Source organism: Bacillus sp. MSP13 (assembly GCF_000815295.1).
Taxonomy (GTDB): domain Bacteria; phylum Bacillota; class Bacilli; order Bacillales; family Bacillaceae; genus Bacillus; species Bacillus vallismortis.
Map to the genome: position 1 here is coordinate 78,729 of NZ_JXAQ01000009.1, position 15,112 is coordinate 93,840.

Sequence of the window (15,112 nt, forward strand, 5' to 3'; positions counted from 1 at the left end):
GAGAAGGATATGAGGAAGTGGATGATCCCTATCGCCATGCTGATTCTCGCAGGGATCGCACTATTTGTCTTCGTTTCTCCTCTCAAAAGCCATAAAGCTGTGAGTCAGCAGGAGCTCAGAGACCCTGATTTTCTCGATGACAAAGAAGTCCTGCTGTATCTCTCAACCTCTGCGGATCAAGATGCATTCGGCGGCGGGAAAAGCTACGCCCTGTTTATCAGCCAAGACGGGTTGCTGTCTTCTTTTAAGATGAAGGGTCTTGAGCTGGGCTCAGCCAAGGTTCACGGCGACAGTGTGATGCTGGAGGATAAAAACACGATTTACACGATCAAAAACGGCCTGCGCTCCCATAAAAGAGCCTATCAGCACACCGGTGACAGTGCGGGCTTTTTACAACAAACGGACGGTTTTTACACCCTCTACAACTCCGGCTACGACAAAAAGGGAGACGGGTACCGCTCAGAGCTGTACCGCCAGATGGACGGAGAGTGGAAAAAAGACGTTATCTCCCATTACATCCGCGCCTCCGGTTTTCATGACGGCACCATCTACACACTTGTCCCGACAGCTGACGAAAAAGGCTATCAGCTCCTCCAGATTCAAGCCGATCAACAGAAGCTCGCCTATCACACGATAACGGAATGGCAGTATCGGGAAGGAGCCTCAATCGAATCCCAGCTTGCTGTGGACGATCAAGCGGTTTATGTCATGATCCGCGGCCAAAAGGCTCGTAATCTTTATCAAATGGTCAAAATCAACAAGAAAAGCGGCAAAGTAGAGCTGTACAATATTGCCGATTACAAAAACGACGAACAAACGATTTACAGCTCCATGCCCTTCAGCTTTAAAAACAGCTTTTTCTTTCATGAGGGATACCTGTACTTCATTGACGGCTTCGGAAAAGTATATAAAATCGACGCAAAGACAGGAAAATCAACCATTGCCTTCACCCTTTCACCAGAAAAAATGAAAGCCGACTTCAAAGAAATCACCCGAAAAGGCAGCAGCCTCTATTTCTTCACATACACTTATAACCAGCCTGCATATATTGAACAATACAGCCTGAAAACCGGAAAAAAAGTGAAAGAAAAAGAGATGGGGAAGGTAAAGGATGTCGTGACGCCGAAGAGTCATTTGAAGCTGTATGATTTTGAAGTGATGAAGGGGTTTTAAGCGGCAATATTGTCACATTATTTCTCAGGAAATACGAAAAAGAGACTTGCAGGAAGTCTCTTTTTCTGTTGCTTAGTTTGATACATATCCTTGATAGAAAGCTGTCCAGCCACCGTCATAACGTGGTTCAAAGTTATAAAGCTCCAATGTTCCTTTATAGCCATCAATTGAGTAGTTGTAATAGTCAGGAATATCGTTGTAATCAGAAAGCCCCCAGTAAGTCACTTTATAACCCGTGACATATTTGATATCCTGTGCTTTGACTTCCTGTGTAGAGAATTCAGCCGCAGAAGCCGGACTAGCAAAAGTGCCTCCAACACCTAGTGAAATTCCCAAAGCCAATGTTCCAATCACAATTTTTTTAAACATTTTCTTCCCTCCCATTTTTTTGAAATCAAATATAAAATTCAATGGTTTCTTTGAGAATCCTATCTGTTTTAAATTAATTCTGTGTTAGAATTGTGAATTTTTGTAAAATAATGTATCGATTGGATTGGATGACGGGTAAAGGGGGGATCAAATGGGCACCAAACGTGTCATTATGCAAGCAGCGATTATTGGTTTGACTTCGGCGGTTACTGTGTTCCTGCTTAATGGAGGAAAAGCGGGCTGGTTGGACATCGTCGGAACCATTGTCGGCTGCTGGCTTGGCATTTTTATTGTCGTTAAGCTGCAGAAAAAACAGTCGTGAAAAAGGGAAAGGGTCATGACGAACCGAAGTCATGTTCAAGGGCGCAAAGCCCAAAACCCAAAACCATGAATGGGAGGAATGGCGTTGACTGGAAACAAAGCGGTTGTGTACAAAGGCAAAGGATCTGTAGCGGTGGAGGATATCGGTTATCCGGAGTTAATCTTGAAGGACGGGCCCGGCGTTCCAAAGGCGAATGTGAACCGAAAATGTGAGCACGGGGTGATTTTGAAGGTGCTTACCACAAACATTTGCGGAAGCGACCAGCACATGGTGAGAGGCCGTACGACGGCGCCTGAAGGCTTGGTGCTCGGGCATGAAATCACCGGAGAAGTGATTGAAACGGGAAGGGATGTTGAATTTATCAAAAAAGGTGATATCGTATCCGTTCCTTTCAATATTGCCTGCGGGCGCTGTGTGATGTGCAGAACGCAAAAAACGCATGTGTGCCTGAATGTCAATCCGGACCGGCCGGGATCGGCTTACGGCTACGTCGATATGGGCGGCTGGGTCGGCGGCCAGTCGGAATACGTCATGGTGCCGTACGCCGATTTTCAGCTATTGGTGTTCCCGGATAAAGAACAGGCGTTAGAAAAGATTCTCGATTTGACGATGCTATCCGACATTTTTCCGACCGGCTTCCACGGGGCGTACACAGCGGGCGTGCAAACAGGTTCAACCGTTTATATCGCGGGAGCGGGTCCTGTCGGTTTAGCAGCTGCACACTCCGCCCAGCTTCTTGGCGCTTCGACGGTGATTGTCGGTGACCTGAACGAAGACAGACTGGCACAGGCGAGAAGCTTCGGCTGTGAAACGGTCAACGTGCAAAAACACGACCGCCTTGGCGAGCAAATTGAACAAATACTAGGTGAACCGACCGTTGATGCCGCAGTGGACTGTGTCGGCTTTGAAGCATCTGGACACGGCAGCCAAGGAGAAGCGCCAGCCGCCGTACTGAACTCGATCATGGACGTCACCCAGGTCGGCGGAAGCCTTGGCATTCCGGGCTTATACGTGACCGAAGATCCCGGTGCAAAGGATGCGGACGCGAAAACAGGCTCTTTAAAAATCCGCTTCGGACTCGGCTGGGCCAAAGCCCACACCTTTGTCACCGGACAAACGCCCGCCATGACATACAACCGCAATTTGATGAAAGCGATCCTGAGCGGCAGAGCGCACATCGCAAAAGCCGTCAACGCCACCGTCATAACGCTGGACGAAGCGCCAAACGGCTATAGCGACTTCGATAAAGGCGCAGCCAAAAAATTCGTCATCGACCCGCATGGAATGCTGAAGTAAGAGAAAAAGCCGGACGTTCTCAGAACGCCGGCTTTATTGCTGGTCATCTGTTTCTTCAAAGTGATTTCCTGATTCGTCTTGGACGATGAAATCCCCTTCTATTTTATCCAGTCCAATCAGAATATAAGGGTTTTTCTCATTTGCCTTGGGAGCGGGTTTTCGCTTCACAGTTACAATCGTTTCTTTAGGCAAGAATTTGACGCCTGACACCTCAAGCTTTTTATCCTTCTCTCTGCTTCCAAGAGACACAACAACCATTTTTTTGCCTTCTGAAATGGTGAAGACTTGATATCCTTTTACGTCATCATGCATTTGAAGATCGTTTACGTACATTTTAATATCTGTCACTTCATCAAGTCGATCCTACTCTAACACCCAATAAGACGGCTGACACCCAGCAAGCAACAACATGAACACAAAAAGCCAAACCCATCTAAAGCGCAAATGCAGACCTCCCCAAACATCGGTTACAACCAAACTAACACACGAGCGAAATAGAGTCATCAACAGCTTGTTTGTCGAATTGTGGATAAAACTCAGCCCGAAGCACTACTAACATGTGAATAAATAGGTTATATTGGGAAGAGAACATTAACAAAAACGCAAGAAACCATCGGAGGATTTGAACATGAAACAAACGTATTATTCCTGTGAAGAACACATCGAAACCGTGCTGGATATGTACATAGACGACCACGAGCTGCCGCCCGAAATCAGAAAAATCGAACATACTAACAGTTTATCCACAGCCTGTGAATTATGTGGAGACCCCGCAGTATATATAGTGGGGAACGAATGATCTTACACAAAATACAGAAAAGATATCCACAATTGTGGACAACATATATGAATAACTTGTTTCTAAAGTGGGGATGACCTGTGAATATCAATATTGTGACAATCGGAAAACTAAAAGAAAAATACCTCAAGCAAGGCATTGAAGAATACACAAAACGACTTTCGGCCTACGCAAAAATCGACATTATCGAACTCCCGGACGAAAAAGCGCCGGAAAACCTAAGCGACCAGGACATGAAAATCATAAAAGACAAAGAAGGCGACCGCATCCTATCCAAAATCAGCCCCGACGCCCACGTCATCGCCCTCGCCATCGAAGGAAAAATGAAAACATCCGAAGAACTAGCCGATACAATAGATAAGCTGGCTACATATGGAAAAAGCAAAGTCACCTTCGTTATCGGAGGGTCACTCGGATTGAGTGACGCGGTGATGAAGCGAGCGGATGAAAAGCTGTCGTTTTCAAAGATGACGTTTCCTCATCAGTTGATGCGTCTCATACTAGTTGAGCAGATTTATCGGGCTTTTCGGATTAATCGTGGGGAACCGTATCACAAGTGATGGTAAACAAGAAACAACAGATTACTGTTGAAATGTATAAACTGTCTAAGTTGAAAAATCAAATGATATAGACGGTTTACAATTGTTTTAGAAAAAAAGAACAAGCCTAAAATAGCTTGTTCTTTTTGATGTAATTAGCTGAAATTTCAAAACATTGCAATAAAAAACAGGGTTATTTGGTAAAATAGAAGTAATAAGAAAAATAAACATTTATTAGAAAGGTAATTAACCTTTATGAATGAAAAAAAGGTAAGGTCTTTACTTTTTAAAGAAGACAAAGTTGTTATATATGACATGAAAGATGAATTTAAAAAAGACGAATTATTGAACATATCAGAGCTTGATACTAATATAACAAAATTGAAAAAATTTAAACAACATAAGCCTGCACATGATGAATACTCTATAGACTGCGATGTTTGTGAATTGGCTGTTTATATATATATGAAGGCTTGGAGATTTCTTGATGAAAAAAAAGTTAATGCTAGTAGACCTACCAAACAGTATACAAAAGAACCTTATTATTATGTGCGGAAGTATAAGTATCAATTAATAATCAACCATGATAAAGAAAAGGAGTATTATCGTGGTGATACAATGACATCTTTTGTAACTACATATAGTCATTATAAAAAGCACTTTGAAAGTAATGAGAAAATAAAAGAGCAAATAGAAAAATTTGCAAAGCTACATCATACAATAGGTAATATGATACCAGTACCAAGCTATTTCAATTCAGAGCGTAGTGGTAAGGGCGCAAGGTATGATTTTTGGGATTTAACTTTGCAACAAATTAAGAAATGGTATAAGTACTCTAATGATGAGTCATTAAAACAATTACTAAACCCAGATGGAGATAATACTAAAGAAAAAACATCAATAGCACATTGTAAAAAATGGCTTAGTCACTTTACGGGTTGGAATGACTTTGTGGAACAAAACTATTTACAAAACTTTATTCAATTAGTAGATGGTGACGAATTATTGAAGGACGAAGATGGATGTTATATTCCAATGGTTTTTTGGACTAATCATTCTTTTGAAAGTGTTGCTTTACCAATGAAACCGGAGATTTTTTATGAATACTTAAGTGTTTTAAATGATGCTATTAAAAAAAGAAATGAAAAAATCCTGATTGAGTTGTATAGGAATTTAAAAGTTAAACTCAATTAAATTTTGAGAGATTAGGGTGAATTGTATTGCAAACAATCAATAATAGGAAAACAAATCATCTGAAAAGGAGGGGTATTTAGATTGGAGTATGTCTGGGTAGAAAAAGACAAAAGCATTAAAAGTATAGTAAATGAAGAGATGAAGGTACATATAAAGTGGAGTAAAAACTCAGCAGAAGACTATACCAAGCTAGCTAAGCAGTATATGAACGCTGGCTATATTATCTTAAAAGAAATCGTAGAAGGTACGCACAATAATATTAAATATGACATGTGGTTTTTACCTAGTGTATATATGATGCGGCAAGCTATAGAATTATTGATTAAGTCAGGAATAGCTATTAATGGGGCAACTATGCGGCAAGCTATAGAATTATTGATTAAGTCAGGAATAGCTATTAATGGGGCAACTAAGAACGAATTACAAACAATATTTATTGCTACAAAACATAATGTTAAGGAGTTGTACAAGATCTATAAAGATAACTATGGAGTTGAAGAGCTAAATGAAGCTGAACAAACATGGTTAGAAAAATATTTAGATAGTATTGAATTAATAGATTCCAATTCAGACCTTTTCAGATACCCATTTAAAGATAAATTCATGCAACAGTATGGCGATAAGGCATTAGATATAGTTCATATGGGTAACCGATTAATATATTGTTATAGCACCTTAAATAAAATGATTTATGGTAAATGGTCTAATGGAGTTGAATTAAACGTTGAAGAAGAACCTCATTTTTTACAGTTAACAAACACACGGATAAATAATTGCTATTTACATGATTCACCATGGAGTAATGGATTTCATAAGCAGATTACAGGATATAGTGAGGTTGCAACGTTCTTGTTTGGAAATTTTAAAGAATCAAAAGACGAAGGATTATTTTATCCAATAGTTTTTTTAATGAGAAACGCTATTGAGATAGGATTAAAAAGACTTCTTCATATGCAGATGAGCCAAGGTGTGGACGCGCATATCGTCAAAAGTAAAAGGAACTCACACTTGTTATATAAAGACCTATGGAGGTCGATCAAACCGATGTTAGTTCATTACTCCAAAGAAGATAATCAAAAGGAAGAAATACTTGAGCTGGCAGAGAGCTATATTAGATCTATAAGTTCCATAGATAAGCATGGAGATATGTTTAGATATCCATGTTCATACAGCAATGAGTACAAGTTTAATGATGTAGAGATTGATGTAGCTAACTTTTATAGCTATTTATTAGGACTTTTCCATTTTATTGATGGTTGTGATGCGTGGTTAGATAATATCAAAGACTATGAAATGGAAATACGAAGCGAATGGGAATCAGAGATGAGAAGTTATACGGAATAAAAGTAAATAATAATTTTCATACTAAAGGCAAGTTCTAAAGAGCTTGTCTTTTTAATCGGCAGTTAAAAATTAATCATTACAGGTTTGTTATTTTGATAAAATTGAACTGTTTAAGTAATAGTTTCTTTACGGCTAATTAATGTTAAAATATGTATTGTAAGAATTATTTAGGGGGAATGCAATTGAAACCGCCGATTGAGTTTATTAAAGAAAATAATAAAGAAAATTTAATTATTTTTATTCACGGATTTACTAGTGATTCTGAGACATGGACAAACTCAACAAAATATAAGTTTCCTGAAATGCTTTCAGAAGAAGATTTCATAAATGAGAATTTTGATATAGCGTATTTTAATTACTTTACTAAGTTAATAGACTTTAAGAAAGCTAGGTTCACCTCAGGGTTAATAAGGACTATTTTTGCTAAGCCTTCAAATATTGCAAAAAATATTAGTATCAAAAGTTTAAGTGAGCACTTAAAGTCCTCGATAGAAATATATTGCGAAGAGTACAAAAATATAATATTAATCGCTCATAGCATGGGAGGGTTAATATCAAAAGCATTTATTCTTGATGATTTGAACGAAAATGAAAGTACAAAAGTAAAATTATTTCTATCACTTGCTGTACCACATAAAGGCTCAAATTGGGCTAATATAGGTGGAAAACTAGCTAGATCGAACCCACAAGTAATTGACCTAAAGCCATTAAGTGCCTTTCTTGACAAGGTTAATGAAGATTGGATAGAAAATAAGGAGAGGATTCCCAAAACAGTATATTATTTTGGGCAATATGATGAGATTGTCGAAGAGCAAAATGCAGTTTCATATCAGGTGGGGAAAAAACTAAAGGTCGCTTGTAATAATGATCACTTTAATATATGTAAGCCTGAATCAAAAAACAGCATAGTATACAAGGGGATAAAAAAAGACCTCAGTACGTATGTGAAGGAAAAACATTTTTCTGAAGATATGAAACCAAAGACGTTTATTGATGATGGTAAATTAGATGATGAATTATTTGTATTGAAGTTATTAATAGCTGATGTTCATAATTCGCTAATTGATGACTCAAAGCAAACTTTCTTTAATGCGGAGTATATGATTAGGTCCATGATAAGCAAAGGATATGATATCGAAGAATTAGATCAACTTTACAATAACTTAGAACGTTTATACCGAATATATTTCAATAAACTGGTGGATGGAGAAATAAAATCAAGTAATGAACTTCTAAATAAGATTTTAGAAAATATAATTGATAGAGACAAAGAGTTCTTAAAAACTGCAATCCCTCTAATAGATGCTAATAAAAAAACTGGTATGTTACAACAACTTGCAAACAGCCTAGATAAAGATATATGGTGGGCTAAAAGTCATTCCATAAAAAATATAGAGGATTTTAGAAAGGCTAGGGATCATAATGAGAAATAATATACCAATTATTATAACCGAAAATGACATCAATTTAAGATTGATTAGATTTTTAATAATAATAGAAATATTAGCGTACACAACAAGAGGGAAATTAATATTAAATTTAGATAAACTTACGATTTTTGATTTTTTAATTAAATATCCATATCTACTAAAACAGGTATTAGCTGTTAAAAACAAGACTAGCTTGAAATTGTTAAACATTGAAACTGGCTCGGTTTCTAGCTTATTTCCTAATAAAATTACTCTACTTGATATTAAACTTGCTAAAGAACTATCTAAATTAATGATTGCATACAACATGATAGATGTTGTTCAAGAAAAAAACGAACTTTTTTATATCCTAACGGAAAAGGGAAAAACCATAGTTAATAGAACTGAAACGGATTACACAATGAGAATTAAGGAATTATGTAATGAGATGCTTATATTAAGATCAGTAAGTACAAGTGAACTCAAGAAAATTGTAAATCCTTTAGTAAAGGGGATATAAAATGGTTGTGAAATCACCAAAATTAATAATTAATAAGATGGTTTTAATAGGTAGGTCAAAATCGTATCATGTGAATTTTGAAAATGGAATCAATATTATCCATGGAGATTCAGACACTGGAAAATCCAGCATATTAAATTTAATAGATTATTTGTTAGGAAGCAAAAAAGTGTACATGTATGATGAGATTGAACAGCATGGAAAATATGCTTTGCTAGAAGTATCGTTAAGTAATAAAGTTTATACAATAAAAAGAGACATATTCAATCCAAAAGCGGATATAGAAGTTTTTTCTTCAAATATTGAAAATATAGAGAATGTATTCCCTCTAGAGTATTCTCCTAATTATGAAAAAGAAGGGGCAGCTGGTTATTTTTCTGATTTTTTATTATCTAGTTTAAATATACCCATCATTAAAGTTAAAAAATCCCCTTCTAAGGATAATTCTCCTATGGTAAGGTTAAGCTTTAGAGATATATTTAAGTATTGTTATTTTGATCAAGACGATGTTGGAAGTAGAGACTTATTGGATAGAAAAAATTATTCGTTAATGGCTAAAAACAAAGAAACATTTAAATTTTTACATAATGTGCTAGATACACAAATTACAGAATTGCAAAATATGATAGGAGAAAAAGTTAGAGAAAAGAAAGAAATTGAAAATAAGTATGGGGCAATTTCTTCATTTTTACTTGAAACAAAACTTTCAACTGAAGGTTCGCTGCAAGCTGAAAAAGAAGAGTTAAATGAAAAGATAATTTTTCTCGAAAAAGAAAAAAATAAAATAACTGACAAAATGAAGTCGAATAATGCTGAAATGGAGGAATTACGATCTGTAGTACTTGAAATAGAACAAAAAATAAATATTCTATTTACTAAAAAATCTCACAAAGAGGCTCAGTTAGAGCAAAACCTCAGACTAAGAAAAGAGTATTACAATGAAATAAATAAATTACAAACTGTTTTACAAGTTAAGGATAGTATTTCAATGCTAAATTATAAGGTAGTTGAGTGTCCTTTGTGTGATTCTAGGATGGAAACATCAGAAATAAAAAAACATTTTATCGAGCACAATGAAGATGTTCTAAAAAAAGAAATCAATAGTATAAAAAACAGATCTAAAGACTTGAATAAAATTGTAGATGAGTTACGAGATGAACTATTTATAATCGAAGATGAAATAATATCAAATAGAACTCAATTAGATAAAGCAAAAAGTATTCTAGACACTAAAGCCGAAACTTTTATTTCTCCTTATATAAGCCAGAGGGATATGGTGATTTCAGAATTATCGAGTTATAAAGAACAACTTGATAAGGTGAAATACTTTTTAAAGGTAAGATCACAATTAAGTGAATTAAAACAAAAACAAAAGGTAATCGCTAATCAGATTAGTGAGTTGGATTCTAAATTAGAATCATTAAAAGAACAAACACCGTCTGTGGAAGAAACATTAAGTGATTTAGGGACATACTTAAAAGATTTTTTAGAGTATATTCCAATAAAGAATGCCTATGGTATAAGTTTTAGTGAAAAAACATTTTTACCAATTGTTAGAGATAGAGACTATATAGATTTAACTTCGGGAGGTCTAAGAACTTTAGTTTCTGTGGGTTATATTACAAGTATATTAAAGAATAGCTTGATCAACGAAACTAATTTTCCAAGCTTAATAATGCTTGATACTATTGGTAAATATCTAGGTAAAACAAAAAAATATAGTGAAGACGCTGATGGTGCCAAAGAAAGTAAAATAGAAGGGCTAGATGACCCGAAAAAGTATATCAGAATCTATGATTATCTACAAAAAATGTCAAATGACTTTCTTGAAAAGGGGATTGAACATCAGGTTATTTTAGTCGATAATGACTTTCCTGATGATCTTGATAAAGATTTTGCTCAATATGTGGTTAAAAGATTTAGTACGGAAGATAAAGAAGGTTACGAAATAGGTTTTATAAACAATGCAAACTAATAAACCCAAAGGGTGAAAATAAAAGAGTAACTCAAACATTTTTTAAAAAAAGAATTTATTGGTTAATTCATACTTCATGTTGGTACAGCCTACAAGAGTAATTTAAATACCTAAATATAACAAAGCTCATTATCATCATGCTAATGAGCTTTTTGTGTTTTTATATTTTTAATATTCTCCTTAAAATACTGGGAATAAATAATATATATTAACCTGAAACCAAAAGGAGGTCATAATTATGAAAAGTAATCAGCCAAGGAAACCATATTTTAACCCTTATGTACTGAAACAAGTGCTAGAAGATGTTTACCTATCGCCTATGGTAAAAGAGTTATTGAAGAAAGAGGGAAAGAGTTATAAACAAGATTTTTTTCCAAATATTAGAGACCGTTTTATGCCTGAAGCTAATAAAATAATTGAGGGTATAGAAGATACAGTAATACACGAAACACTTATTCAATTATTCTAGCAATATGAAGTATACGTCAACCCTTCTGAGCGTGACAAACAGCGCTGGTATGACGAATTAAGAGAGCAATTTGACTTACCAAGTGATTATAACTTTGAATAAAAATAGTATTTTCAAAAAAGGGGTATGTCGTTATGACATTCTTGGGGGTTTGTTTGATAGCAAATCATTTCATTTTTAATTTTTTGTTCATACAAATTAGCACACTCTATATTTGTATTGGCATTTTATTTACGCATTTATGAATTAAAACGTTGCAGAAAATTGTAATTTACAGTGCTAAATGAGATAATGGAAAACCAAAAAAAGAGCCCAGAGAATAATCTCTGAACCCCACACCCCTCACTTCATATACCGATACTCCCGCAAACTCTCCAAAATCGCAACTTCCTGCAGCAATTCCTCACCGACATTCGTTTCCTTCACTTTCTTCCGCTCGAGCTCTTTGTCCACTAATCGTTTCACCGTTAAGACGTCGGTTCCGGTGCTTAGGACTTCTGCCTTGGAGTTGAAGTGTTTATGGGCGACGAGCTGCATGCCGTAGGAGTTGTATAGCAGCGTGTAGCCGGCGATGCCTGTTGTGGATTGGTAGGCTTTGGAGAAGCCACCGTCGATGACGATCATTTTTCCGTTTGCTTTGATTGGGTCTTCTCCTTCGATTTCTTTTACGGGCGTATGGCCGTTGATGATATGGCCGTTATCTGGATTGAGGCCGAATTCTGCCAGGATGTTTCGGCAGGTTGCCTCGTCCTCGCGTAAATAATAATACGGGTTTTTCTTCTCTTTGTGTGTTTCCTTCTCTTTAATGAAATAGCGCTCAAATGTCGTCATGGCGCGTTTTCCGAAGAGAGAGGAGGATTCACCTGTCCATAAATACCAGACCATATCTGTCGCTAGGTCATCGGTTTTGTCCGGATGGGCGAACGCTTCCCGTAAGAATCGTTCAAATACATCGAGCAGCTCACGGCCCGCATAGGCTTTGTCCTCAATCATCATCGTTTCCATATTGCCGTTTTCATCGACAGGAATACAGCCGTGAATTAACAGGTTGCCGTTATATTTTAAATAAAGGCTGCCTTTTTTCATCATAAATTTCATATGGCGGCCCAGCTTTTCGGAATGCTGGACAGAGAATAGCAGCTTGTCCAGCACTTCTGCTTCTTCCTCTAATAGCTCATCAGGCTGTTCCGGGTTAATCGTCGCAAAGCAGGTGTTTTCCAGTTGATATGTTTTCCCGTGCAGCGTGATTTCATTTTTGTCATAATCAATTTTTTCTAGTAACAACCGTTCCTCCATATTAAAGTTCGGCCGTCTTTTGATAATCGGGCTCTCAAGCTTGAATTGGATCATCGCAATCGCTTGATGGATTTTTGTAATTTGCTTTATCTCAGCCTCTGGCCTGTTTTCGTCTGCCTTCGGACGGAACGCCGGATTATCGTCATAATATTTTTCCGCCAGGTTCAGCAGCGGTCTCAGGTTGATGCCGTATACGTCTTCAATAATATCCAAGTTGTCATAGCGGGCGCAGATACGGATGATATTGGCCAGACATACTTTGGAACCGGCATAGGCGCCTATCCAAAGCACATCGTGATTGCCCCACTGAATATCGACAGAATGGTAGTTGATTAGTTCTTCCATAATCCGATCCGGCTGCGGACCGCGGTCGTAAATATCGCCGACAACATGCAGATGGTCGACCACCAGTCGCTGAACGCTGTAAGCAAGGCCGGTGATCAGCTTATCAGCCTGGCCAAGTTCAATAATCTGATCTATGATTTCAGAGTAATATCGCTCCTTGTTGGCGGCTTCTTCTGTTTTATACAGCAGCTCCTCCGTAATATAAGCAAACTGGGCAGGCAGTGCTTTGCGCAGTTTGGAGCGGGTATACTTCGAGGAGCAATAAGAAACGAGCTTAATCATTCTGTTTATCGTTTCTTTATACCAATCATTCAATGCTTCTTTCGTATCAAAGTCGTGTTTGATTAACTTTAGTTTATCTTCTGGATAATAGACCAATGCTGCTAATTCATCAATTTCTCTATCGTAAATGACACCGCTGAAAATATCGCGAATTTTTTCTTTTACTCGTCCTGAACCATTACGCAGCACGTGCTGGAAGGCCTGATATTCCCCGTGCAAATCACTGACAAAATGCTCGGTGCCTTTTGGCAGGTTCAGAATCGCTTTCAAATTAATGATTTCCGTTACCACTTTTTCTTCACAATCGTATTTTTGCGCGAGTAGATCTAAGTATTTGCTTTCCAAAATCGTCCATCCCCTTTATAGAATAAAGCTATCCCTATTTATAAGCTTTTGCATGATCAGTTGCATTTAAAAGTGTGACATTGTTTTTCATCAGTCGACCTTTATATGATAGTACCGCATAACGCCTTTTAGAGACAATGAAAATGAAAGGGAAGAGGTTCCGGGGCGCGTGTGTATAAAATAAATCAAAAAAACCAGATTTCATTCAAAATCTGGTTTCCCAAAGCCGTTTAAAGTAAATTATTGTTTTTTTTCTTTCACCATCTTTATAAAGAGGAAAAAGATAATGAATCCAATAAAGTAGTTCATTGGATTCTTAAAGATGCTCATCTCTAGTGAAATCTGTAATAGTATCCAAAGTATGAAGATGGCTAGTATTGCAGGAATGATGATTTTGTACATGTCGACCACCTTTCATAGTTAATGAAAGAAGAGTTCTATATTAGAAGCAAGATGCAGCAGCTCCAGTCATCGCACCGCCAACCGCACCGGTAATTGCACCAACTGCGCCAGCCCCTACAGTTCCAATGCCGGGGATTGTGACTGTTCCTACGGCAGCTCCTGCAAGACCTAGTGTACCTCCACCAGTTATCGCACCGCCGCCAGTCCCTAGAATACATTTTCCAACCGATTGGGTGCTGATTGTACCGCTAGTTTGTCCAGAATCTTGGGTTACTAATTTGATCAAAACGCCATGATCGATTTTTTCGTATTGTGGTGTAACATGATCTCCATTTTTATCAGTTAAGCTTTTAGGAAGAACTTGTTCCTCGCCCGTTACGTGATCTTTTAGGATTGCATTTCCATCAGCGTCAAGATGAACATCTGCATGATTGAACGTCATCTTCAGCTCACTATCGTTGAGGTTTTCAACGTTGTATGTAGCTTGGGATTCTGTGGCATCTACGACATTAGGTAAAACCGGGAGGGATAAGGCACCTACTAGGATTACCAAGGCAGCCAGTTTTACTGTGGTTAGCTTCATTATTCTTTGCATAATTTATCCTCCTCCTTGGTTGTCATACTAACAGAGATATTTTTACTGTTAAACCCTTATATATAAAAATCACTGAATTTCATTACATTGAATCACCAAGTTATTCATTTTTGTTCCAAAAGTCACAGACATTGGTGGGTCCTTTTGTTTTCATATATTTAAGGGTTAGACAAATAGTTTCTTAATCTAAATAAGGTGAGATAATTAAATTCATATGAATAGGTAATGCATTGACGATAAAATTTCTTTAATTATAATTTGGAAATAAAATACAGTAGGATAGCGTAGATGTTTAGAAAACAAAGAGTCTTAATAACGACGGTTGTCTTAGGATAAGCAGTTTTAGCTGTCACTACTGTATACGCTCAATCAGGTTACTTTAACACGTATACAACTTATATACCTTTATCAAAATCAAGATATTTTACTGCGATGCAG

Annotated in this window: 15 protein-coding genes and 1 pseudogene; 11 read left to right on the forward strand and 5 right to left on the reverse strand. The window is 37.1% G+C overall.

The window, feature by feature from the left end:
- Positions 1-9 precede the first annotated feature (9 nt).
- Positions 10-1,173: a hypothetical protein gene (locus SC79_RS10170; RefSeq protein WP_039074923.1), complete on the forward strand. Its 1,164-nt coding sequence runs from the start codon at positions 10-12 to the stop codon at positions 1,171-1,173.
- A 72-nt stretch (positions 1,174-1,245) separates the two neighbouring features.
- Here SC79_RS10170 and SC79_RS10175 read toward each other — a convergent pair whose 3' ends face one another.
- Positions 1,246-1,542: a hypothetical protein gene (locus SC79_RS10175; RefSeq protein WP_039074924.1), complete on the reverse strand. Its 297-nt coding sequence runs from the start codon at positions 1,540-1,542 to the stop codon at positions 1,246-1,248.
- A gap of 151 nt (positions 1,543-1,693) precedes the next feature.
- Between SC79_RS10175 and SC79_RS21140 the strand changes: the two genes are divergently transcribed.
- Positions 1,694-1,864 carry a hypothetical protein gene (locus tag SC79_RS21140; RefSeq protein ID WP_039074925.1) on the forward strand — a complete coding sequence of 57 codons (171 nt, stop codon included), beginning with the start codon at positions 1,694-1,696 and terminating at the stop codon, positions 1,862-1,864.
- Positions 1,865-1,933: 69 nt separating this feature from the next.
- Positions 1,934-3,160, forward strand: a complete 1,227-nt coding sequence (fdhA, locus tag SC79_RS10185) for a formaldehyde dehydrogenase, glutathione-independent (RefSeq protein WP_082022653.1) — start codon at positions 1,934-1,936, stop codon at positions 3,158-3,160.
- Between the two features lie 33 nt (positions 3,161-3,193).
- On the opposite strand, the pseudogene SC79_RS10190 reads toward fdhA, so the two are convergent.
- Positions 3,194-3,604: pseudogene (locus SC79_RS10190) on the reverse strand (hypothetical protein).
- A 184-nt stretch (positions 3,605-3,788) separates the two neighbouring features.
- Here SC79_RS10190 and SC79_RS20565 point away from each other — a divergent pair.
- From SC79_RS20565 to SC79_RS10225, 8 genes are all read left to right on the forward strand, one after another.
- On the forward strand, positions 3,789-3,959 hold the full coding sequence (locus tag SC79_RS20565; protein ID WP_003236479.1) for a CxxH/CxxC protein: 171 nt from the start codon (positions 3,789-3,791) through the stop codon (positions 3,957-3,959).
- An 80-nt stretch (positions 3,960-4,039) separates the two neighbouring features.
- Positions 4,040-4,519 carry a 23S rRNA (pseudouridine(1915)-N(3))-methyltransferase RlmH gene (rlmH, locus tag SC79_RS10195; RefSeq protein ID WP_003226975.1) on the forward strand — a complete coding sequence of 160 codons (480 nt, stop codon included), beginning with the start codon at positions 4,040-4,042 and terminating at the stop codon, positions 4,517-4,519.
- A gap of 234 nt (positions 4,520-4,753) precedes the next feature.
- Entirely contained in the window at positions 4,754-5,692 is a 939-nt protein-coding gene (locus SC79_RS10200) for a DUF6994 family protein (RefSeq protein ID WP_039074927.1), read from the forward strand.
- Positions 5,693-5,773: 81 nt separating this feature from the next.
- On the forward strand, positions 5,774-7,036 hold the full coding sequence (locus SC79_RS10205) for a hypothetical protein (protein ID WP_039074928.1): 1,263 nt from the start codon (positions 5,774-5,776) through the stop codon (positions 7,034-7,036).
- A gap of 182 nt (positions 7,037-7,218) precedes the next feature.
- Positions 7,219-8,469: an ABC-three component system protein gene (locus SC79_RS10210; protein ID WP_052245591.1), complete on the forward strand. Its 1,251-nt coding sequence runs from the start codon at positions 7,219-7,221 to the stop codon at positions 8,467-8,469.
- Complete coding sequence (locus tag SC79_RS10215; RefSeq protein ID WP_039074929.1) at positions 8,459-8,965, forward strand: ABC-three component system middle component 4; 507 nt, start codon at positions 8,459-8,461, stop codon at positions 8,963-8,965. Before SC79_RS10210 ends, SC79_RS10215 begins: the two co-directional genes overlap by 11 nt.
- A gap of 1 nt (position 8,966) precedes the next feature.
- The gene (locus SC79_RS10220; RefSeq protein ID WP_039074930.1) at positions 8,967-10,940 is read left to right on the forward strand and encodes an AAA family ATPase; all 1,974 of its coding nucleotides are present in this window, start codon (positions 8,967-8,969) and stop codon (positions 10,938-10,940) included.
- Between the two features lie 238 nt (positions 10,941-11,178).
- Positions 11,179-11,409, forward strand: coding sequence for a hypothetical protein (locus SC79_RS10225; protein ID WP_039074931.1), 231 nt, complete (start codon positions 11,179-11,181; stop codon positions 11,407-11,409).
- Positions 11,410-11,751: 342 nt separating this feature from the next.
- Here the strand turns inward: SC79_RS10225 and fbp are convergent, their stop codons facing one another.
- From fbp to SC79_RS10240, 3 genes are all read right to left on the reverse strand, one after another.
- Positions 11,752-13,677 carry a fructose-1,6-bisphosphatase gene (gene fbp / locus SC79_RS10230; protein WP_039074932.1) on the reverse strand — a complete coding sequence of 642 codons (1,926 nt, stop codon included), beginning with the start codon at positions 13,675-13,677 and terminating at the stop codon, positions 11,752-11,754.
- 240 nt (positions 13,678-13,917) lie between these two features.
- On the reverse strand, positions 13,918-14,079 hold the full coding sequence (locus SC79_RS10235; protein WP_039074933.1) for a hypothetical protein: 162 nt from the start codon (positions 14,077-14,079) through the stop codon (positions 13,918-13,920).
- 40 nt (positions 14,080-14,119) lie between these two features.
- Entirely contained in the window at positions 14,120-14,674 is a 555-nt protein-coding gene (locus tag SC79_RS10240) for a hypothetical protein (RefSeq protein ID WP_039074934.1), read from the reverse strand.
- Between the last annotated feature and the right edge of the window lie 438 nt (positions 14,675-15,112).

What these genes read in the sequence shown, in the direction of transcription:
- SC79_RS10170 (WP_039074923.1), top strand. Translation starts at nt 10, where the DNA reads ATGAGGAAGTGGATGATCCCTATCGCCATGCTGATTCTCGCAGGGATC.
- SC79_RS10175 (WP_039074924.1), bottom strand. Translation starts at nt 1,542, where the DNA reads ATGTTTAAAAAAATTGTGATTGGAACATTGGCTTTGGGAATTTCACTA.
- SC79_RS21140 (WP_039074925.1), top strand. Translation starts at nt 1,694, where the DNA reads ATGGGCACCAAACGTGTCATTATGCAAGCAGCGATTATTGGTTTGACT.
- fdhA (WP_082022653.1), top strand. Translation starts at nt 1,934, where the DNA reads ATGGGAGGAATGGCGTTGACTGGAAACAAAGCGGTTGTGTACAAAGGC.
- SC79_RS20565 (WP_003236479.1), top strand. Translation starts at nt 3,789, where the DNA reads ATGAAACAAACGTATTATTCCTGTGAAGAACACATCGAAACCGTGCTG.
- SC79_RS10200 (WP_039074927.1), top strand. Translation starts at nt 4,754, where the DNA reads ATGAATGAAAAAAAGGTAAGGTCTTTACTTTTTAAAGAAGACAAAGTT.
- SC79_RS10215 (WP_039074929.1), top strand. Translation starts at nt 8,459, where the DNA reads ATGAGAAATAATATACCAATTATTATAACCGAAAATGACATCAATTTA.
- SC79_RS10220 (WP_039074930.1), top strand. Translation starts at nt 8,967, where the DNA reads ATGGTTGTGAAATCACCAAAATTAATAATTAATAAGATGGTTTTAATA.
- SC79_RS10225 (WP_039074931.1), top strand. Translation starts at nt 11,179, where the DNA reads ATGAAAAGTAATCAGCCAAGGAAACCATATTTTAACCCTTATGTACTG.
- SC79_RS10235 (WP_039074933.1), bottom strand. Translation starts at nt 14,079, where the DNA reads ATGTACAAAATCATCATTCCTGCAATACTAGCCATCTTCATACTTTGG.
- SC79_RS10240 (WP_039074934.1), bottom strand. Translation starts at nt 14,674, where the DNA reads ATGCAAAGAATAATGAAGCTAACCACAGTAAAACTGGCTGCCTTGGTA.